This window comes from Asticcacaulis sp. DW145 (assembly GCF_037101385.1).
Lineage (GTDB): Bacteria > Pseudomonadota > Alphaproteobacteria > Caulobacterales > Caulobacteraceae > Asticcacaulis > Asticcacaulis currens.
Window position 1 is genome coordinate 657275 of sequence record NZ_AP029024.1, and the last position, 25860, is coordinate 683134.

The 25860-nt window shown below is 62.5% G+C and carries 28 protein-coding genes; 13 read left to right on the forward strand and 15 right to left on the reverse strand.

The window, feature by feature from the left end; all coding sequences use genetic code 11:
- The first annotated feature begins 11 nt into the window (after positions 1-11).
- From AACH73_RS02990 to AACH73_RS03000, 3 genes are read left to right on the forward strand one after another with little or no spacing between them, the layout of a single operon-like run.
- A complete protein-coding gene (locus AACH73_RS02990) occupies positions 12-587 on the forward strand; it encodes a zeta toxin family protein (protein WP_338735372.1) in 576 nt (191 codons plus the stop codon).
- The gene (locus tag AACH73_RS02995) at positions 584-760 is read left to right on the forward strand and encodes a hypothetical protein (protein ID WP_338735373.1); all 177 of its coding nucleotides are present in this window, start codon (positions 584-586) and stop codon (positions 758-760) included. Before AACH73_RS02990 ends, AACH73_RS02995 begins: the two co-directional genes overlap by 4 nt.
- Positions 757-1179 carry a metallopeptidase family protein gene (locus tag AACH73_RS03000; protein ID WP_338735374.1) on the forward strand — a complete coding sequence of 141 codons (423 nt, stop codon included), beginning with the start codon at positions 757-759 and terminating at the stop codon, positions 1177-1179. Before AACH73_RS02995 ends, AACH73_RS03000 begins: the two co-directional genes overlap by 4 nt.
- Here the strand turns inward: AACH73_RS03000 and AACH73_RS03005 are convergent.
- The 4 genes from AACH73_RS03005 to AACH73_RS03020 form a co-directional block, all read right to left on the reverse strand.
- Entirely contained in the window at positions 1160-2527 is a 1368-nt protein-coding gene (locus tag AACH73_RS03005) for an alpha/beta fold hydrolase (protein WP_338735375.1), read from the reverse strand. The two genes, AACH73_RS03000 and AACH73_RS03005, sit on opposite strands and share 20 nt — an antisense overlap.
- A 443-nt stretch (positions 2528-2970) precedes the next feature.
- A complete protein-coding gene (locus tag AACH73_RS03010) occupies positions 2971-3657 on the reverse strand; it encodes a glutathione S-transferase family protein (protein WP_272740688.1) in 687 nt (228 codons plus the stop codon).
- 204 nt (positions 3658-3861) lie between these two features.
- Positions 3862-4686, reverse strand: a complete 825-nt coding sequence (locus tag AACH73_RS03015) for a class III extradiol ring-cleavage dioxygenase (RefSeq protein ID WP_272740687.1) — start codon at positions 4684-4686, stop codon at positions 3862-3864.
- A 72-nt stretch (positions 4687-4758) separates the two neighbouring features.
- Positions 4759-5340, reverse strand: coding sequence for a YceI family protein (locus tag AACH73_RS03020; RefSeq protein WP_272740686.1), 582 nt, complete (start codon positions 5338-5340; stop codon positions 4759-4761).
- Positions 5341-5616: 276 nt separating this feature from the next.
- Between AACH73_RS03020 and AACH73_RS03025 the strand changes: the two genes are divergently transcribed.
- From AACH73_RS03025 to AACH73_RS03040, 4 genes are all read left to right on the forward strand, one after another.
- Entirely contained in the window at positions 5617-8139 is a 2523-nt protein-coding gene (locus AACH73_RS03025) for a TonB-dependent receptor (RefSeq protein WP_338735376.1), read from the forward strand.
- A 291-nt stretch (positions 8140-8430) separates the two neighbouring features.
- Positions 8431-10137 carry an alkaline phosphatase D family protein gene (locus AACH73_RS03030; RefSeq protein ID WP_338735377.1) on the forward strand — a complete coding sequence of 569 codons (1707 nt, stop codon included), beginning with the start codon at positions 8431-8433 and terminating at the stop codon, positions 10135-10137.
- 215 nt (positions 10138-10352) lie between these two features.
- Positions 10353-10874: a DUF1993 domain-containing protein gene (locus AACH73_RS03035; protein WP_338735378.1), complete on the forward strand. Its 522-nt coding sequence runs from the start codon at positions 10353-10355 to the stop codon at positions 10872-10874.
- 63 nt (positions 10875-10937) lie between these two features.
- A complete protein-coding gene (locus AACH73_RS03040; protein WP_272740682.1) occupies positions 10938-11732 on the forward strand; it encodes a hypothetical protein in 795 nt (264 codons plus the stop codon).
- Here AACH73_RS03040 and AACH73_RS03045 read toward each other — a convergent pair.
- From AACH73_RS03045 to AACH73_RS03055, 3 genes are read right to left on the reverse strand one after another with little or no spacing between them, the layout of a single operon-like run.
- The gene (locus AACH73_RS03045) at positions 11722-12798 is read right to left on the reverse strand and encodes a saccharopine dehydrogenase NADP-binding domain-containing protein (protein WP_338735379.1); all 1077 of its coding nucleotides are present in this window, start codon (positions 12796-12798) and stop codon (positions 11722-11724) included. The two genes, AACH73_RS03040 and AACH73_RS03045, sit on opposite strands and share 11 nt — an antisense overlap.
- Positions 12788-13396, reverse strand: coding sequence for a DUF4166 domain-containing protein (locus tag AACH73_RS03050; RefSeq protein ID WP_338735380.1), 609 nt, complete (start codon positions 13394-13396; stop codon positions 12788-12790). Before AACH73_RS03050 ends, AACH73_RS03045 begins: the two co-directional genes overlap by 11 nt.
- Positions 13393-13818 (reverse strand): DCC1-like thiol-disulfide oxidoreductase family protein, encoded by a 426-nt coding sequence (locus AACH73_RS03055; RefSeq protein ID WP_272740679.1) that lies wholly within the window; start codon positions 13816-13818, stop codon positions 13393-13395. Before AACH73_RS03055 ends, AACH73_RS03050 begins: the two co-directional genes overlap by 4 nt.
- A gap of 53 nt (positions 13819-13871) precedes the next feature.
- Between AACH73_RS03055 and AACH73_RS03060 the strand changes: the two genes are divergently transcribed.
- Both AACH73_RS03060 and AACH73_RS03065 read left to right on the forward strand, forming a co-directional pair.
- On the forward strand, positions 13872-14333 hold the full coding sequence (locus tag AACH73_RS03060) for a DUF2269 domain-containing protein (RefSeq protein WP_338735381.1): 462 nt from the start codon (positions 13872-13874) through the stop codon (positions 14331-14333).
- 63 nt (positions 14334-14396) lie between these two features.
- Complete coding sequence (locus AACH73_RS03065) at positions 14397-15023, forward strand: glutathione S-transferase C-terminal domain-containing protein (RefSeq protein WP_338735382.1); 627 nt, start codon at positions 14397-14399, stop codon at positions 15021-15023.
- 28 nt (positions 15024-15051) lie between these two features.
- Here AACH73_RS03065 and AACH73_RS03070 read toward each other — a convergent pair whose 3' ends face one another.
- Genes AACH73_RS03070 through AACH73_RS03085 form a run of 4 tightly spaced genes read right to left on the reverse strand, consistent with a single transcriptional unit; the run spans position 15052 to position 17491 of the window.
- A complete protein-coding gene (locus AACH73_RS03070; RefSeq protein ID WP_338735383.1) occupies positions 15052-15456 on the reverse strand; it encodes a hypothetical protein in 405 nt (134 codons plus the stop codon).
- Positions 15457-15499: 43 nt separating this feature from the next.
- The gene (gene ybaK / locus AACH73_RS03075; RefSeq protein ID WP_338735384.1) at positions 15500-15976 is read right to left on the reverse strand and encodes a Cys-tRNA(Pro) deacylase; all 477 of its coding nucleotides are present in this window, start codon (positions 15974-15976) and stop codon (positions 15500-15502) included.
- 9 nt (positions 15977-15985) lie between these two features.
- A complete protein-coding gene (locus tag AACH73_RS03080) occupies positions 15986-17023 on the reverse strand; it encodes a low specificity L-threonine aldolase (RefSeq protein WP_338735385.1) in 1038 nt (345 codons plus the stop codon).
- Between the two features lie 15 nt (positions 17024-17038).
- Positions 17039-17491, reverse strand: coding sequence for a DUF4442 domain-containing protein (locus AACH73_RS03085; RefSeq protein WP_338735386.1), 453 nt, complete (start codon positions 17489-17491; stop codon positions 17039-17041).
- Between the two features lie 81 nt (positions 17492-17572).
- Between AACH73_RS03085 and AACH73_RS03090 the strand changes: the two genes are divergently transcribed.
- From AACH73_RS03090 to AACH73_RS03105, 4 genes are all read left to right on the forward strand, one after another.
- Positions 17573-18463, forward strand: coding sequence for a 2-dehydropantoate 2-reductase (locus AACH73_RS03090; protein WP_338735387.1), 891 nt, complete (start codon positions 17573-17575; stop codon positions 18461-18463).
- A 31-nt stretch (positions 18464-18494) separates the two neighbouring features.
- Entirely contained in the window at positions 18495-19481 is a 987-nt protein-coding gene (locus tag AACH73_RS03095) for a bile acid:sodium symporter family protein (RefSeq protein ID WP_338735388.1), read from the forward strand.
- Between the two features lie 100 nt (positions 19482-19581).
- Positions 19582-20007, forward strand: coding sequence for a CBS domain-containing protein (locus AACH73_RS03100; RefSeq protein ID WP_338735389.1), 426 nt, complete (start codon positions 19582-19584; stop codon positions 20005-20007).
- On the forward strand, positions 20007-20330 hold the full coding sequence (locus AACH73_RS03105) for a hypothetical protein (protein WP_272740669.1): 324 nt from the start codon (positions 20007-20009) through the stop codon (positions 20328-20330). Before AACH73_RS03100 ends, AACH73_RS03105 begins: the two co-directional genes overlap by 1 nt.
- A gap of 9 nt (positions 20331-20339) precedes the next feature.
- On the opposite strand, the gene dgcA is transcribed toward AACH73_RS03105, so the two are convergent.
- The 4 genes from dgcA to AACH73_RS03125 form a co-directional block, all read right to left on the reverse strand.
- Positions 20340-21299, reverse strand: a complete 960-nt coding sequence (gene dgcA / locus AACH73_RS03110; RefSeq protein ID WP_338735390.1) for an N-acetyl-D-Glu racemase DgcA — start codon at positions 21297-21299, stop codon at positions 20340-20342.
- The gene (locus AACH73_RS03115; RefSeq protein ID WP_338735391.1) at positions 21299-24025 is read right to left on the reverse strand and encodes a tipN; all 2727 of its coding nucleotides are present in this window, start codon (positions 24023-24025) and stop codon (positions 21299-21301) included. Before AACH73_RS03115 ends, dgcA begins: the two co-directional genes overlap by 1 nt.
- A 277-nt stretch (positions 24026-24302) precedes the next feature.
- Positions 24303-24983 (reverse strand): hypothetical protein, encoded by a 681-nt coding sequence (locus AACH73_RS03120; protein WP_272740666.1) that lies wholly within the window; start codon positions 24981-24983, stop codon positions 24303-24305.
- A gap of 339 nt (positions 24984-25322) precedes the next feature.
- A complete protein-coding gene (locus AACH73_RS03125; protein ID WP_338735392.1) occupies positions 25323-25859 on the reverse strand; it encodes a hypothetical protein in 537 nt (178 codons plus the stop codon).
- Between the last annotated feature and the right edge of the window lies 1 nt (position 25860).

The window sequence follows — 25860 nt, forward strand, 5'->3', positions numbered from 1 at the left end:
AGGCTTTGCCTATGCCCAGATGTCTGATCATTGCCGGACCGAATGGCGCAGGGAAAACCACATTTGCGTTGAAGTACCTGCCTGCGGTGGGTGTGGCACATTCCATCAATGCCGGCCTGATCGCGTCGGGTCTGTCGCCCTTTCATCCGGAGCAGCAGGCCGCAGCAGCGGCACGGCTGTTCCTGATAGAAATGGAGGCGCGGATTGCCGTGCGTGAGGATTTTGCCTTTGAGACGACGCTGTCCGGCAAAACCTATCTGAGGCTGATCGAACAGTTAAGGGCCAAAGGCTGGACGGTTGAGGTTCATTATTTAGCGTTGCCTGACGTTTCGGTTTCTAAACGGCGCGTGGATGAGCGTGTTGCGCATGGCGGACATGATATACCTCAGACTGATATAGAACGGCGTTTCCCGCGTAGTTTGCGCAATCTGCTGATTGATTATAGAATGAAGGCTGACGTCTGCGTGTGCTACATGAACCATGATGGCCGCGCAGAGGTGATCTTTCATCAATCCGGTGAGGATTGCCAGGTGGCGAGCCCGTCTCTTTTCGATGGGTTGAAGCGTTTGTCAGGGCAGGTGAAATGAACCGCGAAGATATGTCGGCTTACGCAAATCATGTCCTGACGGTGCTGCGTGAAGCCGTGTCCGAAGCCATTGAGCGGAAACGGCGGCTGGGGCAGTACTGGGTGGTGTGGGACGGCGAAAAGCCGGTCGAGGTTTATCCCGAAAACGCTGTCGATCGTCCGGCCGCCGAATGAACCAGACCGCGTTTGGACCGCCGCCGTCGCTGGACGACATCGAGGCCTTGGCCAGAGATACGCTGAGCAAACTGCCGGAGCCCTTTGCCGGGTATCTGGGCGACGTGGTGCTGATCGTCGAGGACTTCCCCGCCGAAGACCTGCTGGCCGATCTGGGCATCGAAGACCCGTTTGAACTGACCGGCCTCTATACTGGCCGACCGGCGGAAACCGAGACGTTCACAGGCGACCTGCCGCCGATGATCCACCTTTTCCGCCGCCCGATCCTCGATGAATGGGCCGAAAACGGCGTGCCGCTGGTTGATCTGGTCGCCCATATCCTGATCCACGAGGCCGGGCATCATTTCGGCCTCAGCGACGAGGATATGGAGTGGCTGGAAGACGAGCTGAAAAAGAGTTCTACCGCGTCCGTTCACTGACCCAGTCGGTCACTATTTTCAAAGCCGAGGGCGCGAACGTTTCCTCTATATCGCCATATTCGGACGGCGCACCGGTCCCGGCCGTCTGGAACAGGTGGTTGAGGCCCGGCAATTCGCGGAGGGTGGCATCTGGGTTGCCCGCCAATGCGGCTTTCATGACGGGTAGATTGTCACGGGCGGCGACCTGAAGGTCCTTTTCGCCCGTGAGTGCCAGTACGGGTATCTTCAGCTTTTTCAGTTCGACTTGCGGGTCATAGCGCAGGAACCAGCTCATCCACGGCGAGGTAACCGGCTTGACGATAGCGTCGATCACCGCCGGGTCGGCCGGCGTTCCCGCGGGCCATTCGGCGGCGACTATGGCGCGTAGCGTGGTTTCGGCGTTCGCCGGGTCGGCGATAATCGCGTCGTAGATTTTGCGGTTGGTGGCCTGCGCCCGGCTCAAAGCCGCTTCGTCCATACCATTGGCACGTCCGATCAGGACCTGCTGGCTGAGCAGCAGATGATCGCCGCGTACCGCGCTACCGGCCAGAAGCCCGACAAACTGCACCTGCGGCGTGCGGTTGGCAACGAGGGGGGCGATGATCCCGCCTTCGGAATGACCGATCAGGCCGATCGTCTTCACGTCCTTACGCGCGCCCAGCCAGTGAGCCGCGGCCTGAGCGTCATCGGCAAAGTCGGCGGTGGTGGCCTGTGCATAGGCACCGGTCGAGCCGCCGATGCCGCGCTTATCGTAGCGCAGCACGGCGATCCCTGCACGGTTGAGGGCGTCGGCCAGCACCAGAAAAACCTTGTGACCGGCCACGGTTTCGTCGCGCGTATTCGGCCCCGAACCGGCGATCAGGACCACGGCGGGGAAGGGGCCATTGCCCTTTGGTGCGCTATAGGTGCCGGCCAGGGTGACGCCGGGCGTCGGGGTGGCGATCTGCACGCTTTCGACGTGATATTGCGCCAGCGCCGCCTCGGCCGCGTCCACCTGCGGACGGTGACTGACGCTCAAATCGCTTTCGTAGATGCGGCTGAGGCTAAGCGGCAGGGATTGCCCCTGCGACCAGGTGCCGACCCAGGCCTTCTGTGCGTCATCCCAATGGCCCTCATAGTGGCCATTGATGCGTTTGAGATCAAAACTAAGGGTATCGGCGGTGGCGCTGATTGTATCCAGCGGCAGCAGGGCCTTCGACTGATCCGGGCTTTGCAGCGTGCCCTTATAGCCCTGACCCTCCTTTTCAATGCGCACGATGATCGTCAGTTGCCCCATCAGCTTGCCGCGCCATATCCCGGCGGCTTCCTCGGCATGGGTCGTCGTGGCCAGCAGCACGCCTGCCGCGAAAAATCCCCAGATGCGGTGCATAGCGACATCCCTTCTCTATTTCGGTATTTTGCTATATAACAAAATAGACTTCGGAGTCAATCCCGACCGGGTGATCGGTATAGCGATGTCTCAACCTTTCCGCGCATTAATCGCACATTAAGAGAACGTCATTATTCTGGATTATACGGTATGCTAAGTATGGCGTACCTGTTTGCAACCCCGTGCAAGGCGTAATCAGTATGCGTACCCCCGACCCGTCTGCCGCTCCATTGCCGCGGCCTGATCTGTCCGCGCCGGGCGCCCGGCCTGCGCCTTCAGCGCGCGCAGCTACTCCCTCTGAAATCTATCTCCCTCCCCAGACTTCCGGTCTGATCGGTTTCCTCGAAACCGTGATCCGCATTACGCGCCGTTTTTGCTGCGGCGTGTAACGGCAGGTTTCCTGCCGTGGCGGGAGGTCCGGATAGCCTCCCGCCAAACTCTTTTTAAACCGCGCGATAGTCGGCCAGCACGACGCCGACCTCGGCCACCTCGGCCTCGTGCTCCGGTTCGCGCGCCGTTTCGGCCAACGCCGCTGCGTACCAGTCCTGCATGGAGGGCAGGGCCAGCAGGCGCTCGATGTAGGCCTGCGCGGGAGGGCTCAGCGTCAGGCCATAGGTCTGCACGCGGAAGGCCACGGGGCAGTAAAACGCATCCACCGCGGTGAAGGTGTCTCCCGCCAGAAACGGCCCGCCAAAGCGGCTCAGCCCTTCGCTGAACAGCGCATCCAGGCGGTCGATATTGCGCTGAAGCGCCGGGCTGATCGTGTGCAGTTTCACCCGCAGTCCGCAGGTCATGGTGCAGATGGTGCGCAAAACGGAAAAGCCGGAATGCATCTCTGCCGCGGCTGAACGGGCAAAGGCGCGCGCCTCACGATCCGCAGGCCACACCGCCGGATGCGCCTCATAAACATACTCCGCTATGGCCAGCGAGTCCCAGATAGTCAGGCCCTGATCATGCAGAGCGGGCACCAGAGATGAAGGTGAAAAAGCCTTAAACTGCACATTCTCGCCGATGGGGGTCGAGAAATAGTGCAGGTGTTCCGTAAACGGAATCCCCAGCGTTTTCAGCAGCACCCAAGGGCGCAGCGACCACGAGGAATAGTTCTTATTGGCGATATAAAGATCGTACATGCGACACCTCCGTTCATACACGGATTATGGCCGCCCATACGCAAACCCGGAAGTGGCGAAACTGACGCTCATCGTATAAAAGCTGCCAAGCTAGAGCGCAATCCGACAAAGTGCCATAAAAGCGTCTTGGCACTTTTCGGAAAAATTGCGCGACCAAACAAAAACTTAGAGCCATTCGGCGGCTCAACTTAGCCGACGAATGCTCTAGCCGAACTGAAAGCCGCTGACCGCTGTGTTCATGGGGCGCAGCGTCTCGTCATAGGTCCGCACCGCCTTCGCGTCGCTGGCGGCACCGGCGGCCACGAAGAGCGGCACCAGATGGTCCTCGTGCGGGTGGGCGATACGCGCGCCTGCGCCCTTTGACCAGTCGCGCAATAAGGCTTCGCGCGCCTCACCCGTGTGGGCCGTCAGCGTGTCGTTCAGCCAGTCATTAAAATGGTGGGAGCCATTGACCGGCTCATGGGCCAGACTCAGGCGGATCAACGCCTTGAGGTCGTGGAAGCTCATGCCTGAGGCGACGATCAGCACGCCTTCGTCGCGCAGCGGGGCCAGCGCCTTGCCTAGCGCGATATGGTCCTGCGGGTCCCAGTTGCTTTTGATCGAAAGCTGCACCACCGGAATGTCGGCGTCGGGGTACATCAGCAGGAAGGGCACGAACACGCCGTGGTCGTAGTCGCGGGTGGCGTCACGATCGACCGGGATATCCGCCTCTGCCGCCAGCGCAATGACGCGCTCGGCCAGTTCAGGCGAGCCGGGGGCGGGATAGCTCAGCCGATAGGTATGGTCCGGAAAGCCGTAATAGTCGAACAACATCCCCGGCTTCGCCTTGGTCTGCACCGTGAAGCGTTCGGTCATCCAGTGCGCCGAGATGACCAGTATGGCCTTCGGGCGCTGCCCCACCTGATGAGGGATGTCGCGCAGATAGTCGCCCATGCGGTCCCACAGGTGCGGCGGGTTCCACTCCATAAAGAAGCACGGGCCGCCGCCATGCGGAATATAGAGGGTCGGCAGAGGATGTTGCGACGTCATGGGACACCTGAATAAAACAAAAGGGGCGCGGCCGTGACCGCACCCCCTGAAAAAACGTACCGTAAACCGGTCTTACTTCTTGTTGGCTTCGGCCGTGATGACGAGGGTGATTTCGTCGCTCACCGCCGGGACATAGGCGCCCATGCCGAAGTCCGAACGCTTGATCTGGCCCGTGGCGCTAAAGCCGGCGGTCTTCACGCCCTTCATATTGGCACCGATCTTGTTCAGCTTGACGGCCAGGGTGACGGGCTTGGTGACGCCGTGGATGGTCAGGTTGCCGGTGACATTGGCCGTGTCCTTGCCCGTCACATCGACCTTGGTCGATTTGAAGGTCGCGGTCGGGTAGGTGGCGGCGTCAAAGAAGTCCTTCGACTTCAGGTGACCGTCCAGCGCGGCGACGCCGGTGTTCAGGCCGTCGATGGCGAAGCTGACTTCGACCGACGAGGCGGCCGGAGCGGCTTCGTCCAGCACCAGCGTGCCGACGGCGTTCATGAACTTGGCGGTGGGCTTGGAGAAGCCAAAGTGCGTCCACGAGAAGACGACTTCGGTGTGGGTCGCTTCGAGCGCATAGGTTTCCGGGGCAGCGAAGGCCGGGGTCAGCGAGCCGGCGAGCAGGGCAGCGGCGAGCAGGGTGGACTTAAAGACGTGACGCATGGCGGGCTCCTTTGAGAGAAAGATTTGCGATAAGCGTAACTATAAGAGTTACGGTTTCCACTGGCAAGAGGGGAATGCGAAAAAATAACGAGACTATCTAGTACGACTCGGCGAGGCCGGGGTTCACACTTGCCACAGCAATTGTCGCTTTTGCGTGACAGGACGCAGCAATCTGCAAGAAGGGGGCGTAATTGTGACGGCTGCAACCTCACTGTCATAAGCGTTCGATAAAGCGGTCTTCACATTGTCGTTTCGACCTGACGAAGGAAGCTGTCCATGTCTGCTCTGCGCCTTGCCTCTGTTTCTTTTTTGGCCCTGATGCTGGCCGCGCCTGCCGTGGCCCAAACGCGGACGAGCGCGGGTGCCGAGGAAGGCAGCGTGCCGGAAATCGTGGTGACGCTGCAAAAGCGCGAGCAGAAACTGCTCAACGTGCCGGCGGCGGTGACGGGTCTTAACGCGTCTTTCCTGACCGATGTCGGCGTCACGGATTTTGCCGAGCTGTCTCTGTTCGTGCCGGGCTTTGAGGTGCAGGATCAGTCGCCGAACAATCCCGGCTTCGTGATGCGCGGCATTACCTCCGATTCGGGCGCAGCGACCGGCGAAGCGCGCGTTTCGGTGTTTCAGGACGGCGTGTCGATCTCGCGCTCGCGCGGAGCATATGTCGAGCTGTTCGACCTCGACCGCGTCGAAGTGGCCAAGGGCCCGCAATCGACCCTGTTCGGGCGCGGTGCTCTGATCGGGGCCGTCAATATCATTCAGGCCAAGGCCAAGCCGGTGCTGGATGGTAAGGCGGCGATCAGCGTGGGCGACTATAATTATCGTATGGTTGATGCCATGGTTAATGTGCCGCTGAACGACCAACTGGCCGTGCGCCTATCCGGCCGTGCCAAGCACCGCAACGGTTATACCGAAAACCTTCTGGGCGGTGATGACTTCAACGGTCTGGGCAGCGATGCCCTGCGCTTTACCGCCGCCTGGCGTCCGACCGAGGCTTTGCGTTTCGACCTGATCACCAACTATCAGAAGGATTCGGCGCCGGGAACGGGCTTCAAGTCGGGCACCTTTGCCCCGACCGATCCGACCACGGGGGCCGTTATCGGCGACCTGTCGCCGACCTCCGGCGCGGCCCTGGCCAATGGAGCCGTGTTCAAGAACCGCAATCTGGGTCTGGAGCGCACGGTGAGCGGTACGACGCTTCTGGGCGAATGGCGTCTGTCGGACGCCTATCGCCTGTCGTCGATCAGCGCCTATCGCCGCTTCTCGGCCTCCGAAGTGTTTGATCCGGACGGCATGTCCTTGCCCATTCTGGCGGTCGCCGAAGACGCAAAGGGCAAGCAATGGTCGCAGGAACTGCGCCTCAACTATGATGCGGGCGGGGCCGTTTCGTGGTTTGCGGGCCTGAGCTATTTCAAGGAAGAGGCCTCGACGGCCGTGCCGATGCAGTTTGATGAGCGCGTCGCGGGCCTGTTCCTGACCAACAACCTGCCGCGTCCGAACGCCCTGCCGCTGCCGGTGGTTGCGGCGGTGGCTCCGACCGCCTTCGGTCCGCTGGCCCCCTATATCGACCCGGCGCACCGCGAATCCTCGACCAACTTCGGCAAGACCGAGTCCATTGACGCCTATGCCGACCTCACCTGGCGCGTGACGCCGAAGCTCGAACTGAGTGCCGGTCTGCGCTACACCAAGGACGACAAGGTGTCGGGATATGCGGCCTCGGTCGAAACCCCCTCTGTGCTGGCGGCGTCCTCGGCCGTTACGCCGGTGATCACGGCCAATGTGCAAACGCAGGTGACGCAACTGGTCACCCAGTACGTGCAGGCTACGGGCACCGCGCCGTCGGCGGCGCAGATCAACGCCTGGACCGCGCAGGTGACGCCGCTTGTGGTTCGGGCTGTGGTCGCGGGCCTGCCGCCGGTCGGTATCTTCAAGCAGCCGACGCCGGGCAATGGCACCCGCGTCGATCAGAGCTTTTCGGACGACGGCATCACCTACCGCCTCGTCGCCCGCTATGCCTTCAGCGATACGGTCAATGCCTACGTCTCGGCGGCGCGCGGGCGCCAGCCCAAGGTGCTCAGCGGCGATTCGGGCAGCACGCCGCTGGCCGCGCCGAAGTTTACCTATGCCGATGCCGAAACCGTCAATAGCCTTGAACTGGGCCTGAAGACGCGCCTGCTGGACGGTCGTCTGAGCTGGGACACGGCGGTCTATGGCTATAAGTACGAGAACTTCCAGACGCAGGTGGCAACGCAAAGCGGCGGGCTGATCACGGTCAGCGCCGGCAAGGCCGATGCCTATGGCCTTGAGACCCAGGCCTATTATCGCCTGACGCCGGGGGCGGATCTGTTTGTCACCTATGCCTACAGCCACGCCCGCTTCGGCAACGGCCTCTATGAAGGCAACCACTTCCGCCTGAACCCGGATCACAGCCTGTCGCTGGGCGGGCGCTTCAAGTTCAACACGCAAAACGCCCGCTTCTGGTTCACCCCGACCTATACGTGGCAGTCGGAAATCGTCTTTGACGACAATAACGACCTGCCGAAGTATCAGCCGGCGGTGCTGGGCCTGCGTCCGGTGGCCGACACGAAGCAGGACGAGAAACAGGACGCCTATGGCCTCCTGAACCTGCGTCTGGGCTACGCGCCGCTGAACGCGCCGTGGTCGGTCGAAGTCTTCGCCGATAATGTCACCGACGAAGCCTATATCAAGGATGCGGGCAATACGGGCGACAACCTCGGTATCGCCACCTTTATCGCCGGTGAACCGCGCATGGTCGGCGTGACGCTGCGCATCAATTACTAGCCCCCCTTATACCTCCCCAGTTTACTGGGGAGGGGGACCGCACGACGCCGCGTTTACGCGGCTAGATGCGGTGGTGGGGGTCTGCCAGCACAGCCTGTGCGCGGCTCGTGGCTCCCACGTCTGTGCGTTTCACTCGCACCGACGGCCCGCACCTGCCAGTCGGGGGCGTACCCATTCAGAGGCATCTGCCCTGTGTATAAGTCTGTGAACAAAACTGTCACGCAGGCGCAATAACCCTGTCACCGAAGCGGCTTATGGGCGGTCCTGTACTCATGGCAGGGGACGGCACAGATGAGCGCGACATATAAGGTAAGCCGCCGTAAGGCGCTGATGGCTTTCGGTCTGATGGGGGCGGCTCCGGCCGTATCCGGTTCCGGTCTGGCCCCGATCAAGGGCGCGCATTTTGCGCACGGCGTGGCGGCGGGCGACCCCTTGAGCGACCGCCTGATCCTGTGGACGCGCGTGTCGGGCCTTGAGGCCGCTACCGAAGTCGTATGGCAGATGTCCGAGCACGACGATTTCCGCAAGCTGACCGGCACCGGTCGTCTGGTCACTGATGCCGGCCGTGACTATACAGTCAAGCTCGATGCGACCGGTCTTAAGCCCGCCCGGACCTATTATTACCGCTTCGTCTGTCAGGGCGTGACCTCGCCTGTCGGTCAGGCCAAGACCCTGCCGATGCAGACCGATCGCGTCGTGCTGGCGGTTGCGTCGTGCTCGCTGTTCTCCAACGGCTATTTCAACGCCTATCGCGCCATCGCCGATCTGAAAGAGGTCGATGCCGTCCTGCACCTAGGCGACTACATCTACGAATACGGCGCGGGCCTGAACGACTACGGCATGGGCAATGGTCGTCTGCTGGGCCGTATCCCGGAGCCGCCGCACGAGATCGTCACTCTGGCCGACTATCGCACGCGCCACGCCCAGTACAAGGCCGACGCCGACCTTCAGGCGGCGCATGCCCGCGCCGCGTGGATCTGCGTCTTTGACGACCACGAAATGTGTAATGATCCGTGGATGCACGGGGCCGAAAACCATCAGCCGGATACCGAAGGTGACTTCGATGTGCGCAAGGCCGCTGCGCTGAAGGCCTACCGCGAATGGATGCCCATTCGTGATCCGCAGCCGGGTATGCTGTCTGAGGCTATCTACCGCTCGTTCCGCTTCGGGCAACTGGCTGAACTGTTCATGATCGAAACGCGCTTTCTGGCGCGTTCCAAGCAACTCGATTACCAGACCGATCTCAAGCGCGATGCGGCGGGCAAGGCCGATTACGCCGCCTTCCGTGCCGAACTAAATGCGCCGTCGCGCGAACTGCTGGGGGCCACGCAGCGTCAGTGGCTTCAGGCCGGTCTGAAGACCTCGGTGGCCGATGGCGTGCGCTGGCAGGTGTTCGGCAATCAGGTGGTGATGGCCAAGGTCAAGGGCCCGGACCTCAAGGCGCTCTATGGCGAAGAGCGCATCGCCGCCATGCTGAAGATGCTGCCGGCCAATGTCGCGGGTGTGATCGGGCCGATGATCGACCTGTTCAGCCAGACGGAAGACCCGCTGCCGCTCAATCTCGACGCCTGGGACGGCTATCCGGCCGAGCGCGAGCGCCTCTATGGCCTGATCCGCGACGCCAGGGCGCGCGCCGTGGTGCTGTCGGGCGACAGCCATCAGGCCTGGGCCAACGAACTGCACGACGCCAAGGGCGAGCGCGTGGCGGTGGAACTGGGCGTCACGGCGATTTCGAGCCCGACCGTATGGTTCGATCATCTGCTGCCCAATTTCAGCCTCGCCAAGGTGCTGGCGGATCAGAACGACGAAGTGCTGGCCGCCTCGACCGACCGCAACGGCTTTGTGCGCCTGACCCTGACGCCGGAAGCGGCGACGGGCGAGTGGGTGTCGGTTTCGACCATCACCGCGCGGGAGTACAAGGTCACGGTCGATGGCACCTTCGCCGCTAAGGCTGAGGCCGATCGCGTCGGGCCGCTGAAGGTGATTTCTGTCGTCTGATTAGATTAGAGCGGAATGATCGCTCTGATCATTCCCCTCAAGCCGCCATTGAGGCGGCGGCCAAGGTGGCGGAGCCACCGCCCGGCGAGGGACTAAACAAAATCTGGATCATTATGTTTCCACCGGAAAGCATAATGATCTAGAGGCCTTGATTGTAATCGGTCCCTGCCCATCTGGGGTGAAGTGCCGCACCGGGCACCCCTAAGAGACTGTCCATGACCCAGATACCGCCTGTTTCCATCTATTCGATGACCGTGCCCGTTCTTATCAACGCGATGAAGAACCTGATCCATATCCTCAGCAAGGCCGAGGCGTTTGCCGAAGCGAAAAAGATCGACCCGTCGGTCGTCATCGAGGCGCGTCTGGCGCTCGACATGCACCCTCTGCGCCGTCAGATCCAGTCAGTGTCGGATACGGCCAAGGGGGCTGTGGCGCGCCTGACCGGCACGGAGATTCCGTCCATGGCTGATACGGAAACGAGCTTTGCCGAGTTGAAAGACCGTCTGGCCAAAACCATTGCCTATATCGAATCCGTCGATCCGGCCCTGTTTGACGGCGCCGAAAGCCGCGACGTGGTGCTGAAACTGCCGAACCGCGAAATCCCTTTTACGGGCTACAGCTATGTGGTCGGGTTTGTCCTTCCCAACCTGTTCTTCCACGTGACGACCGCCTACGCGATCCTGCGTCACTACGGCGTCGAACTGGGTAAGACGGACTATCTGCGCGGCGGGTTGTAAGTACACTTGCCACCCTTCCGGGATGAGTTTAGCCTCCTGTTTTAACAAACGGGGGGCTTTTCTATGAAATTGGCTATCACTTCCTGGGCGGTTATCGGCCTCTGTCTGACTACGGCCACGGTGCGCGCAGAAGAGACGCCGCAGTCTGATTTTCTAAATATCGCGCCCTGTCAGACACACAACGAAAAGGCGGAAGCACGGGCGGCGAAAGTAGCCGAAAAACTTCAAAAGGCTTTCGTTAAGGCCGATGTCTCGGCGCTCAGGGCTTTGGCTCCGGAAATGGAAACGGCCATCGGCGAAGCACCGCTTCCGCCGTATTATGCGGAAAAATGCGATACACGCCTTTTTATTTACAGCGATAATCTTCCTTCGCAACTCGTATTAGGCGTGTTGCTTGAAACTGCGGCTAAAAAGAACGCAAACCCTGATGGCAAGAAGTTAGAGATTGTCGCAAAACCCGCGTCGCCCTTTGCCCTTATTTCTTACGGATTGGCTTGGGTTTATGCGGACCGCAAGGACTACACTCGCTGTGTGACGATTCTGGTTGATGGTCGCCAGCGTGATCCATGGAACGAAGCTATTCTGAGCGAATATCTCTTTTGTTTGGCACAGAGTGGCCGAAATGCGGAAAGTCTGGCAGAGGCCGAAAAGGCGCTTGAGAATCCTTTCTTTAATCTGACGGATTACACACGGGCGAAGGTTTTGCGACACAAGGGCTATGCCCTCGTTGAGCTTCAAAAATGGGATGAAGCCGAGTTTGCCTATAAGGACTCTTTGAAGTTTGATGGAAGCAGTCAACTGGCCAAGAACGAACTCCTGTATATCCAGCAGATGCGGGCTCAGAAATCTAAGCCGTGACAATATCAAATGGTTCCAGCGCCGCCAGATAGTCGGAGAGGCTAATCTGACCAAGGCTGGAGCGCGCGCCGGGGGCGGGGCCGCTCCCTTTGGCCAGACGTTCGGCCAGCAGGATGGCCGGGACCGAGGGGATGTGCGGCCCGTCGCCATTGCGCGCAATGATGTGCCAGTCGAGGCGGAGCGGCTGCCCGTCCAGCCCTGTACCCGACACGACCATAAACATGCCGCCATCGTCGGAGCCCAGCGGATCGAACAGGTCGGCGGCCTTCAGCAGGGGCCTTGCCAGCTTCGGCAGCGGGAATGGCAGCAGCTTCCAGCGCACGCCCCAAGACAGGGCCCACAGGCCGAGGTGTATGAAACCCAGTTCCAGCCCGGCGCCGAAACGGATCGAGCGTAGGCCATAGGCGGCGGGCAGCAGGTCGAGATCGGGAATATCGCAATCGCCCATCAGGCGCGGCCCCAGTTGCGGGAAGACGTGCCGCCGCAGGCCTTGCCAGCCATAGGCCTTCGGATGCCCCGCAAAGGGTTTCAGCGGCTGACCCACATAGGACAGGATGGCCGCCGTGGTCGCCAGCCCGCGCTCGGCCCCCTGACCGGGGCAGATGCCGAAATCGAGCGCTTCCAACGTCGCAAAGCGGTCGCGGAAATGCGCGAGCACCGCCGAGGACAGGCACGGCACGGTCGAAGCGCCGCTGATGGCCACCACGCCCGCCGCCTTAGCTGCGGCGTCCAGCCGGTCAAAGCCGACCACGAAATCACGCGCGTCCGACAGATCGACATAGTGTACCCCCGCTGCGATGCAGGCTTCGGCTACGCCATACTCGGCGTTCTGATACGGCCCGGCGGTGTGCACCACGACGCTGGTCTTATGCGTGCGCAGGGCTTCGGACAAACCTCTATTGAGGTCGAAGGCCGCCCATTGCGCCCCCATCGACCGGGCGCAGGCTTCGGCCTTATTGGCATCGCGCCCGGCGATGATCACCGGCACGTCGCGGCGGATCAGGCCCGCAGCGATGCGCTTGCCGAAATTGCCATAGCCGCCCAGGATCAGCACCTTACCCGTCAAGACGCATCTCCGTTACGCGAAAGGCCCCGCCATAGCTGTAGAGCTTACCGAGCCACGGGTGGCGCAGTTCCATATACATGCGGAAACGCTCGTCGCCCGTGGCCTCTTCCCACGCATCGCCGCGTCCGGCCAGACCGCTGATCGGCAGAGGCATGTCGAAGCCGAACAATCGCCAGACATAGCCGGCGTGTCGCAACCGCACGCGCCCCTCGTGATAATCGTAATGGGCCTGCCAGCCTATGCCGGTGGCCATGTATTCCGTCACGTGGTGCGGGCGTTTCGACATCATGCGCGAGCGGAAGGTCACGGGATTGCGCCCCGCGAAACGGAAGATGCGCTCAAACACAAAGGCATCGCTGTCGGGTTCGGAGCGAAAATGCACTTTTACCGGTACGGCCTTGCCCTCATAGGGCGTCAACATGCCCGTCGCCTTGATCAGCCAGGAAAACCGCCGCAGCAACGGGTGCATTTCAATATCCAGCGTCCCTTCGACGATCACGTGGTCGCCCGTAAACGGGCGGTTGGCGTAGTGGGCCTTGAGCGCCGGGGGCAGGGCCTCCCACTGCTCGGCAAAGATGGCGGCGAAGGTGGGCCTCATATCTGCGTCTTTCCGGCCAGTCTGAGGCTGAGATTGCGCCCTGCCCGCAGCAGCGGATAGAGCCAGCGCGTGCGGCGCGGCGAACGGAACATCCAGGCAATGAAACGGTTGAGACCATCGCTGTTCGACCCCAGAAGCGCCAGCCGGTTAAGCGCCTCGGCCCCGTGGTGCCACTGATGGCCATAGATCACGACGATGCCCTGATTGAGGTCAAGCTGACGGGCGCGAATCTCTTTCAGGATAGGGTGGTCGGGGTCGCCGCGCGCATCGAGCGTCTTCAGCCGCCCCACGGCCCGGTTGACGCGATAACCAAGCGCACCGGAGCGGCACAGCACGCAGTCGCCATCATAGACCAGCCACAGGGTATGAGCGTCCTCCCTGATCTCAGGGGAGGAGCGCGGTGTTTTCGCTGACTTGTCCATTCGATCCCCTGCCTCTATGACAGGGAGTCTAGGCGCGAAGACGAGGGGGATCAATGCTATATCTGTGGGTAAAGTGGGTGCATGTGGTCTCCTCGACCATCCTGTTCGGCACCGGCATAGGCACGGCTTTTTTCATGTTCATGGCCAATCGCCGCAAAGAGGTGCCGGGCATCGCTTTTGCCTCGCGGCATGTGGTCATAGCCGACTGGTTATTCACCACGCCCGCCGTCATCGTGCAGCTTTTGAGCGGTCTGTGGCTGGTGCATCTGGGAGGGCTGGAGCTGTTTGGTGGCTGGGTGCTGGGGGGATTGATGCTATATCTCTTTGCCGGGGCGTGCTGGTTGCCGGTGGTGTGGATACAGATACGGATGCGCGATCTGGCGAACGTCGCCTATGCATCGGATGAGCCTCTGCCGCCGCTCTACTGGACCTATGAGCGGTGGTGGGTGAGCCTTGGAGCGCTGGCCTTTCCGGCGATTGTGGTGGTTTTCTATCTGATGGTCGTCAAACCGTAACCTTGACGTTTGCGGTTTCATGACCATGTCTTCGGCATACTGTATATACAAAGGGAAATGACCATGATCGTTCTGCACACCTGGACCACGCCCAACGGCTTCAAGGCCTCCATCGCCCTCGAAGAAATGGGCCTGCCGTATAAGGTGAGGCCGGTCAATATCGGCGCGGATGAGCAGTTCCATCCGGACTTTCTGAAAATCTCCCCCAACAACAAGATCCCGGCCATTGTCGATGAAGAGACGGGCATCAGTGTCTTTGAAACCGGCGCGATCCTCGTCTATCTGGCCGAAAAGACCGGTAAATTCCTGCCCGCCTCGGGCGAAGCGCGGTACAAGGTGCTGGAATGGCTGAACTGGCAGATGGGCGGGCTGGGGCCGATGTTCGGTCAGCTGGGGCATTTTGCGGTTTTTGCGCCGGAGAAAGTGCCCTATGCGCTGAACCGCTATACCAACGAAGCCAAACGCCTGCTGGGCGTGCTGGAAACGCAGTTGTCGAAGCATGCCTATGTGGCGGGTGATGACTTCACCATCGCCGATATGGCCATCTATCCGTGGATCAATACGCTGCGCACCTTCTATCAGCAGGAGGCCCTGCTCACCGACACGCCGCATATCCGGGCGTGGTTCGATAAGGTCGGCACACGCCCGGCAGTGCAAAAGGGCATGACGGTCGGCAAGACGGCGACGTGATTGCCGCCTCGCGCGCAGGCCAGTCTGTTTAGCCAATCAGCGCCTTCAGCTCGCGGATTTGTCGCTCATATTCCGCCGGATTGAGGGTTTTCAGCCGTGCCAGATCGTCCTTCCAGCGGTCTAGACGTTGGGAGGCGCTCTCAGCCTTCAACTTGTCGATGCGCTCTACCAAGGCCCGCAGTTCCGTATAGGCCTCCTTATCGCGCTGATCGGCGGGCAGGTCGTCGATCAGGCACCGCACCGCCGCGCTCAGCTTACCGATCTGGCGGCCATAGCTTTCCTGTTCGACAATACGTCTTTCGGTGTCAGGCGCTGACGAATTGTTCTCAGTAATGCTGATCAGCGACCAGCCGCGCAATATGTCCTGCGTCAGGCTGTGCGGCGCAAATCGCCACAATCCGAAGGGATCGAAGAAGGGATTACCGTCCGCCATATGTGCCTCCTGATAGACCACAGGGACACTATCACGGGTTGTGCTATTCCGCCATTACATCCACATATCCGGCATTAAGGACACGCGCGGCGGCGTCGGGTGCAATCGACAGGAGCAGGCCGCGTTGACCGGCATTGATATAGATGCGGTCATAAAGCTGCGCCGTCTCGTCTATGGCGGTCGGGTGAGTTTTGCGCTGACCGAAGGGGGAGATGCCACCGACCTTGAAGCCCGTGACCTTTTCGGCCTCGGGGACCTTCATCATCTGCGCCGACTTGCCCTTGAAATACGCCGCCAGCTTCTTCATCGACACCTCGCCGTCCGACGGCACGACGACGCAGACACCCTTGCCATCGACCTCGGCCATCAGGGTCTTGAAGGTCTGGGACGGATCGACGCCCAGGGCTTCGGCGGCCTGCAGGCCGACGCGCGGCGCGTCCGGGTCGTAGGCATAGGGGTGGAGATCGAAGGCGATCCCGGCCTTTTGCAGGGCGGCGGTGGCAGCGGTGGTTTTGGACATGATAAGGTCTCAGCGGCCGGGGAGGTGCGTCTGGCAATCCGTCAGAAACGCCGTGACCTCGTCCTCCGTCGTGGCGAAGCTGCAAACCAGCCGATAGACATGCTCCCCGGCTAGAGACCACGGATAGAAACGGTGCCCGGCGGCCTGTAACGCCTCCGCCAGAGCCGGGGGCAGGGTGACAAACAGGGCATTGGCCGCCTGTGGATAGACCAGTGATACCCCCGCAAGCTGGCTCAGACCTTCGGCCAGACGCTGCGCCATGCCATTGGCGTGCCTTGCCAGTGTCAGCCACAGATCGTCTTCGAGCAGGGCCAGCAACTGCGCCGACACGAAACGCATCTTGGACGGCAACTGCCCCATGCGCTTGTGCCAGTATTCAAAGTCGCGGATCAGGGCAGGGTTCAAAATCACCACCGCTTCGGCCAGGGCTGCGCCCGCCTTGGTGCCGCCAAACGACAGAATATCCACGCCGGTCACGGCCTTGGCCGGCGATACGCCCAGCGCCGCCACACCATTGGCCAACCGCGCTCCGTCCATATGGATCAGCAAGCCGTGCCGGTCGGCCACAGCCCGCAGCGCGCGCAACTCTTCGACGCTATAGACCGTGCCGATCTCCGTCGATTGGGTCAGGCTGATCACCTTCGGGCGCGCGGCGTGCGGCGCGTGATCCTGCGACAGGGCGACGATGGCCTCGATCCCTTCGGGCGTCAGCTTGCCCAGCACGTCCGGCGCAATCAGAATCTTGGCCCCGGTGAAAAACTCCGGCAGGCCGCATTCGTCGTTCTGGATATGGGCGTCGCGCGTGGCGATCGTCGCCTCGAACGGCCGCATGATCGAGGCCAGCGCCACGCCATTGGTCGCCGAGCCATTGAAGGTCGGGAAGGCTCTCAGGTGCGGATTGCCAAACACCTCGCGCAGGCGGGCATTGAGGCGCGCCGTGATGTCATCCGCGCCGTAGGAGGCCGCGTGGCCTTCGTTGGCGGCGCCGAGGGCAGCCAGAACGGCGGGGTGCATGGGGGCGGTATTGTCGCTGGCGAACCAGACCATTCGTCACTCGTGCGGCTATTTCGGAGGCTTTTTCCTCACATACAGCGTCTTGTGCACGCGCGCCACCACCACGCCGGCGTCGTCCACCACATCAACCTCAAATTCCGGCTCCAGCTTGGGCTGGCTGTCGGCATCGGCGCGGATTCGCGCGATTTCTTCCAGGGCAATGCGGAAAATGGCCGTGACCCGCCCGCGGCCGGGTTTGAGGAATTCGATGCGCGCCGCCTTGTCCCAGACGATATAGCCGCGCCCCAGATGCGTCATCAGGATGGCCATAAAGAATGGGTCGCACATCATGTACAGCGAGCCGCCGAACTGCGTGCCGACCACATTGCGGTTCCACCAGCGCAGCTTCATCTGCACCTCGATCTCGGTGAAATCGGCATTGGTGCGCACGACGCGGATGCCCGCCCCGATAAACGGCGGATAATAGTTGATCAGCTTGAAACGTTTGGCAAAGTCGGTCATCACACACCCCGCAGAAGAAGTTTACGTTATCGTCAAATTGTCAGCGACGATAGCGTCACGCTGGGGAAGGATATTCAAAAAATGGCGAACATTGTCATCATCGGGCCCGGCGCGGTCGGTCTGAGCGTCGGGGCGGCCCTGATCGACGCCGGTCATCAGGTGGTGTTTGCCGCCCGGCAGGCCTTCGCGCCGCTTAAGGTCGCCAAAGCCGGTGAGATGGCGCCGCGCCGCCGGGCAACCGTGGTGACGGCTCCAGAGGCGCTTACGCCCCCCGATTGGGTGCTGTTGTGCGTCAAGGCGCATCAGGTCGAAGGGGCAAAGGCGTGGCTCGACGCCACGGTTGGGCCGCACACCCGCGTCGCCATCCTTCAAAACGGCGTCGAACATCGGGAGCGCGTCGCACCGGTGGTCGCGGCGGGGACGGTGCTGGTGCCGGTGGTGGTCGATATTCCGGCAGGACGCTCGGCACCGGGTGTGGCCGAGTGGCGGGGGCGGGCGGGCGTGCTGACCGCTGATACGCCGGAAGGTCAGGACTTCTGCGGCCTGTTTACGGGCAGCTTTGTCACGGCGCGCCCGACGCCTGACTATGTGAGCGAAAACTGGAAGAAACTGTGCGTCAACGCGCCGGGCGGGGCCATACTGGCGCTCACCGGACAAACCATGCAGGTCTTCCATCAGCCGGGTATTGCCGAAATCGCTCGCGCCATCCTGTCTGAATGCGTGGCCGTGGGGCGGGCCGAAGGGGCGGACCTGCCCGACGATCTGATTGAGGCCCAAATGGCACGCTTTATGGCCGCCGTGCCCGACGACACCAATTCAATGTACGACGATCGCGCCGCCGGACGCGAAACCGAATGGGACGCGCGCAACGCGGTCATCGTGCGCAAAGGGCGTGCGCACGGCCTCCCGACGCCGGTCAGCGACCTGATCGTGCCGCTGCTGGCGGCGCAAAAGGTGGGGGTGCCGGGTTGATTCTGCGCCCAAAGACGCCGACAAGGGGAGCATGACCGATACCCCCGCTTTTACGCTCCGTAACCTGATCAAGACCTTCGATCCCTATATACTGACCCTGCTGGGCATGGTGGTGCTGGCCTCAATCCTGCCGGTACGTGGCGATAGCGCTGTGGTCGCGGGATGGGTCAAGGACGCGGCCATTGTGCTGCTGTTCTTTCTGCACGGCGCCAAGCTGTCGCGCGAAGCTATCTTCGCCGGGCTGATGGCGTGGAAGGTGCATCTGGTGGTGTTCCTGACCACCTTTGCCGTGTTTCCGCTGATGGGGCTGGGGGTGCAGGTGGCGCTGAAACCGGTGATGGACCCGATGATCCTGTCGGGCGTGCTGTTTCTCTGCCTTCTGCCCTCGACGGTGCAATCCTCCATCGCCTTTACCGCCATAGCGGGCGGCAATGTTGCCGCGGCGGTGTGCAGCGCTTCCCTGTCCAATATTCTGGGGATTGTGATTACACCGCTGCTGGTCGCGCTGCTGATGAATGCGACGGGGGGCGGCGTGTCGTTTGACTCGATCATTGATATCGCCCTGCAACTGCTGCTGCCCTTCGTGGTCGGGCACCTGCTGCGGCCTTGGCTGAAAGGCTATCTCGACCGGCACAAGATGCTTGTAGGGCGGGTCGATCGCGGGTCGATCCTGCTGGTCGTCTATACGGCCTTTTCCGCATCGGTGGTCGAAGGCCTGTGGTCGAAGGTGGGACTCGGCGATCTCGGCCTGATCTTCGTCATCGGGGCCGGGCTTCTGGCCATTGTCATGGGCGGCACCTGGTGGGTTTCCGGGCGCATGGGCCTGTCGCACGAAGACCGCGTGGTGGTCCTGTTCTGCGGATCGAAGAAGTCGCTGGCCTCGGGCGTGCCGATGGCCGGGACCCTGTTCCCTCCCGCTGTACTGGGGCCGATCCTGTTGCCGATCATGCTGTTCCATCAGTTGCAACTGATGGTCTGCGCCTTTTTGGCCCCGCGGCTTAAGATCAAAAATCCCTAAATCGCCGTTTTGTCCGAACCTTAGCTCAGTCCATAGCCGCCACGGCGAGACCTTATGCGGTCACGCCTATCCTCTGGGCCCAACGCCAAAGGAGAGTGCCATGCTGATCAAGGACGTCATGTGCCGGGACATCAAGATTATCCGCCCGGATACCCCGCTGGCCGTCGCGGCGCGCCTGATGCGCGATTGCGACTGCGGCTACCTGCCGGTGGGCGAAGACGACCGGCTGAAAGGGGCCGTCACCGACCGCGACATCGTGGTGCGCGGTCTGGCCGAAGGGCTGATCCCCGACGCGCCGGTGTCCGAAGTGATGACCGATCGGATCGTCTATTGCATGGACAGCGACCATGTCGAAGTCGCCGCGCGCCACATGAAGGCCGAGCAGATCCGCCGCCTCGCCGTGCTCGACACCAACCGTCGTATCGTCGGCGTCGTGTCCATAGGCGATATTGCTCGTGTCACCGAAGACCGCGACCTGACCGGCAGCATCGAAAACGCCGTCGCCGAAGATACGGTGGCCGCCTGATGCCCATTCGTGACGATCTCATCCGCGACGATACCTCGACTGCCCCGACGCGCGACAATATTCTGGCCCTGCTCGACGACCTGATCGACACGGTGAACAATACTCTGCGCGTCGTCACCTACGAGCAGCTCAAACCGGCGTTGCTGGGCTATCTGGAGGCCCATCCGGCAGGGGGTGAGCGCAACAGGCAGCACGCGGCCGACATTCGACGCCTGATCGACGAGATCGGCGACACCTCGATTCACTCCGAACGCTGGACGGCGCACGCCGGGGAATTGCGATACGCGGTCAATGAGTATCTGCGCGAAGAAGACCGAGCTTAACCCCCCAATCTACCCCCACAGCGCCGGTTCGGGCGGTTCTAGCATCGAACCGGTGATCTTCAGGCCGTGCTCGCGGTCTTTGGCCAGCAACAGCGGCCCGTCGAGATCGACAAAGTCGGCTCCCTGCGCCACGATCATGGCCGGAGCCATGCTGAGCGAGGTGGCGACCATGCAGCCGACCATGATCCTCAGCCCCTTATCCTTGGCCGCCCGTTTCAGCGCCAGAGCCTCGGTCAGGCCGCCCGTCTTGTCGAGCTTGATATTCACCGCATCATAGAGGCGCGCGCAGCGATCCAGTTCGGCGCGCGTATGCAGACTTTCGTCGGCGCACAGCGGGACAGGGCATTTATAGCCTTCCAGTGCGTCGTCCTCGCCCGCCTTCAAAGGCTGTTCGATCAGCACGACGCCGAGGCGTTTCAGTTCGGGGGCCAGCGCCTTGAGGCTATCCCGCGTCAGGCCTTCATTGGCATCGACGATCAGGCGCGTTTTGGGGGCATTGCGCCGCACGGCCTCTACGCGCGCCAGATCATCCGGTCCGCCGATCTTGAGTTTCAGCAGCGGGCGGCGGGCATTGGCGGCGGCCTGCGCCCCCATGGCTTCGGGCGTATCGAGGCTCAGCGTATAGGCGGTCTTCAGCGGGCTGAAACTACGCAAACCCGCCGCCTTCCAGGCGGGAACCCCCGACGCCTTAGCGCGCAAATCCCACAGGGCGCAATCGAGCGCATTGGCTGCAGCCCCCGTCAAGGCGGGTGTTTGCCCGGCTTCGATGGCGGGGCGCGCGGCGTCAAGCGCGGCCAGCGCACCTTCGACCGTTTCGCCATAGCGGGCATAGGGCACCGCCTCGCCGTGGCCCCTGTACGCGCCATCCGTCACCTCGACATAGATGATGTGCGCTTCGGTCTTGGAGCCGCGGGCTATGGTGAAGCGCCCGGCTATGGGCCAGGCTTCGGAGCGACAGGTCAGAAACATCAGATAAGGTCGCTGATGGCGGCGTCGAACAGAAGATAGGTGCGCCCCGTCGGCGTGGCCAGTATCTCTGTCAGGGCGCTGCGCGGATCACGGGTGAGCAGGGCGATATTGATTTGGCGGTCGTAAAAGGTAACGAAATCCTGCGCCTGATCGCGCAGGGTCGCGTCAGTCGTCAGGCGACGGCTGAGGCGGCGGATGGCCGCCGGGGCAATACGGCGCAACACCAGACGCGCGCCTTCGTTATCGTCGGCGACGATGGCGGCGATGATTTCTTCGAGGCGCGAGCGGTTGAGCAGGGCCTGCGCATCGACGCCCATCGAGGCGACTTCGGCAATCATCAGATCGTCGAGATTGTCCGGCGCATTGTCGGTCACCACGGGATTCGGTGCGGGCTCAGGCTTGGGGGCGGCGGGCGCGGGACGCGGCGCAGATTCACGGCCTTCCATGCCGTTGAGGAGGTCGCGCCACGACAGGCCGCTCCCGGGGCGTTGTGCGGTGCGCGTCGAGGCCGCGGGCGTGAGGGGGCGCGGTGCATCCAGAGGCGCTTCCAGCGGGTCGAGACCGCGTTGCGCACGCTCAGGCCGTTCGGTGCGGGCGGGCGTCGGGCGGGGTTCGGCGGCGCGGGGGCTCAGGCTATCGCGCGGGCGCTCGAAGCGTTCGACATAGGGGTTGGGGGCGGGCGGTGGCGTGGGCAGGGGCTGAGACGAAATGACGCCCATCAGGCGCACCGCTTCCGTCAGCATGTCGTAATTGCGCTTGACCCGCTCCTGAAACGCCTGATCGACGCTTTCGGTTTCCAGCGCCGCCTTGCGCGCCGCTTCGGTCATGGCCAGCAGGCCGTCTTCGACCGCACGGCGGATTTCCTCCAGACGCGACTTGGCCTGGAGCGGCAATTCATCAGCGCGCGCCGACATGTCGCTCAGGGCCATTTCGACCTGCTTAATGCCGTCCCGCGCATGACCGAAGGCAGTGTCGAGACGTTCGGCCGCGGTCAGGCCGGCTTCGTCGATCAGGGCCGCGGAATCCTCGATCAGGCGGCGGGCCGAATTGAAGCGCGCATCGAAGGCTTCGTCGGCCTTCTTGCCCGCCTCAAACAGGGATTCGTTGAGGCGATCGACGCGGACCTGCGCCGTCTGGGCGGCATCGGCGGCGGCGCGGCGCGCGTCTTCGGCGGCGATATTGAGCTGTTCCAGCGCACGACGCGTCTCGTTGATCAACTCATCGCGCGCATCGGCGGCCATGACCGAGATGTTGGACAGGGTCGAATGGATGCGCGTTTCAAACGCCGTGCGCTCGTTTTCGGCGCCATTGAGCACCTGTCGGAACTGCTCTTGGGCGTGTAGCACCAGATCGCGCAGGATATCGACGCCGCGTGACGAGCTTTCGCCCAGCTCGATCGTGGCGGTGCGCGTCACACTGAGCGCTTCGGACAACTGAGCGCGCTGGTTTTCCAGATGGACGGCGAAATCTTCCTGATCGGCGCGCAGTGACAGGGCGGCGGAGACGAGGCCGGCCCGCTGCTGACCCAGACCTTCTTCGACGCTGCGGATTTGATCGGCGACGCCGGCCCCGGCGGTTTCCAGACGCAGGGTCTGACGATCAAGGTCTTCGGCGACGGTACGCGCCGTATTCTGCGTATCGGCGGCCACGGCGGCGAGGTCGGCGGCGCGTGCCGCCAGTGCGGCCTCGGCTTCGCGCAACTGCGTCTGTGCCAGATCGGAGGCATCGGCGACCATACGCGCCTGACGGTCCACGGCATCAATCACGCCGCGCGCCTGCACATCCAGTTGCGCCCCCATATCCATTGCCGCCTGACGTTCAATGGACAGGGCTCCGGTGATGGTCTGGGTCGATTGGCGCGCCTGCTCAGCGGCCGCAAGCATGGACTCCGTTTCGCCTTTCAGGCGCAGGCTGAGGTCATTGAGGTCGTTATGGGCGACGCGCACGGCGCGCACCGCCTGTTCGACCTGCTGACGCAGTGACTCGACCAGCGCCGTCGTCTGGGTGGCGGCAATGGCCGCCGGGGCGACCATGGCATCGGCCAGCGCGGCGGTGCGGCGGGCTTCGCGCGATAGGGCGGCCGCGTGGCGCAAGGCAAAGGCCGTGGCGACGATCAGGCCGATGGGGAACAGGGCCAGCGCGCCCAGAATAACGATGCGGAAGGGCTGAAGCGTGAAGGCGGAAATCTGGGTTTCGGCCCCCAGCACGAAGGCCGTCAGGCACAGGGCCCAGCCGAGGCTGATCACCGTCACGCCGCCCCAGAAGGGCACGGGCGATCCGCCCGACAGTTTCATAATGCCGTCGGACTGGACCTCGACCGGGCTGACCGGTGCGGTGGCTGGCGCCGTCTTGCGCGGCGAGGTCAGGGCTGAAGGGGTCTCGTTGCGCGAGGGCGGTGGCAAGGAGGCAGCCGGGGCGTCCGCGATTTCCGCCGCCAGTGCCTGCGGTGCCTGTGCCTCCGGTGCCGGAGGGGTGTCGGCGTGGTCGAGCGGCATGTCCAATATGTCCGCTACCGGCAGGGCGTCCGGTTCAAACAAGGCGGTGTCGTCCGCTTCGGCGTCACTCATGGCCGTCGCCTCTGCCGCAGTTGAGGCCGGAATGTCGAGATCATCTGCACCGTCTGCCTCCGGGGCCGTCTCTTCGTCGAATAACGGGCGCAGTCTGGATTTGCGGCCGCGCGTCTCGGAAGACGAGAGGTTTAGAGGGGGACGAATGCGAGATTTCATAGAATACTGTCCTGCGCCAGGGTCTTTACCACCGGAAAGCCGGGTTCTCCCGTAAGGGGAAACGCTAGCCGCAGATCATTGATAAGGCAAATGGTTTAGAGTCTGTTCCGAAAAAGGGGGAACTGCTTATGGGGCTGAACAGGCGACAAATCCGTGGCGCCGCTTCCGGAAAAGCGGAAATCTGTACTTCGCGGTCAAATGACGAGCCGTCAGACGCAAGTGTGAGTCAGCACGGCGTTTCACCGACCGGATGCAGTCAGGATCTGTGGCCCCTGTATTATTGCGCGACGATGGTGCGCAGGCGCGTGGGTGAGGGTACGCCATGGCTATCGGGGCAGGGCCCGCTGAGTTTCGCCTCACTGGCCTTGCGTGCCGCCTTGACGGCTTTAACAGCTTTGGCGGTGTCGATGACCACACTGACATCGTCGGCGCGAACCGCCACTTCAAAGGCACCGGCGTGTTCGGCCGCGCGAAGGCCGCTTTCGACTTCGCTGGCGATACGCGCCTGATCCTCCGCACTCATTTGCGCGATATGCAGTCGGATGGCAGGCACAAGCGGCAGGGGCGGCAGCGCCAGCGAAGGCGGTGCGGCAGGTGCTACGGGCGCAACCGGCGACAGAGCGACCTGGGGTTCGGAATGGGTGGCGCGGACCTGCACGACCTGAGCCGTAACCGCGGGTTCGCCCGTTTTGGGCGTGGCTTTGACCGCAACCACGGCCGGGGCCGCCTTGGCCGAAGAGACCTTCTCATCCGTAGAGGCCGCGTCGGCGACCGGTTGCGTCATCGGAGCGGCTTGAGTCGTCGGAGAAGGAGACGGGTTGGAGGTGGGCGCGGCCTGGGGTTGGCTGACGGGGCCAGGCTTGGGCTGTTCCGGCGCGGCCCCGGCACCAAAATGCAGGAAGGCGGCGGAAACAAGGGCCGTGATAAAGCCGATGATGATGTCAAACAGCGCCGACATGATGGATGCGCGTCCAGAATTTCCCCGCCGGTCTGCCCCGGCCAGCCTTACGCTTTACAAAAATCAGCACCCTATGTGCGGTTCATTCCGACCCTGGCAGGGTTGACGGACGCCATAAGCGCCCCGCACGCACAGCAGAACTGTGACAACCATTGCCGCAAATCGGTCGCGATTGCAACCAGTACCTTGTTAAACAGGGTATGGGGCGCCCCTTTTATACGTAACTGTGGCCCCTTATCCTCATGCCGAGCCATTATGGCAATACTGGGTCAGGATCGAGCCGCGCGATTGCGGGCTGTTGAAATGCCCCTTGAAGTGGCATTTTCGTCACTCGGCACCTCAGTCGCCCCCGCCGCCATCTCCACCGCCATCCCCTGAATCGGCGCTGCTGTGGGCATCAGAACCAGACGAGTCGCTGGTGTGACCGCTTTTGTGCGACGGTGAGGTCGCCAGAAAGGGGCTCACGCCCGAATCAACCTCACCGTAACCCGTCGCGTGACGCGGCTTTGCGGCCTTATCGCCCGACCCTGAGGGTAACAGTCCCAGAAGTATCAGGCCCCCGAATACGATGCCATTGGCCCCGATCAGGGCTAGCGTGCTGAGTTGGCTCGGTATGGGCAACAGGCCCGCCACCGGTGAGGCGAACAGGGCATAGATGGGGGTGACGATCAGCAGGGCCTGCCACAGCCAGCCTTCGGGCTTACCCGCATCGCACAAGCGCGCGCGGGCGGCCAAGATCACGCCCGCCGCCATCAGCGCCACCTGAAGCCAGCCCAGCCATGGCGCGTCAATGTCCATAAAACGGCGCGCGATATCCGGCGCACACACAAGCGCGGCAAGGGCAAGCAGGATAAGGGCAAAGGCAGGGCGACGCATG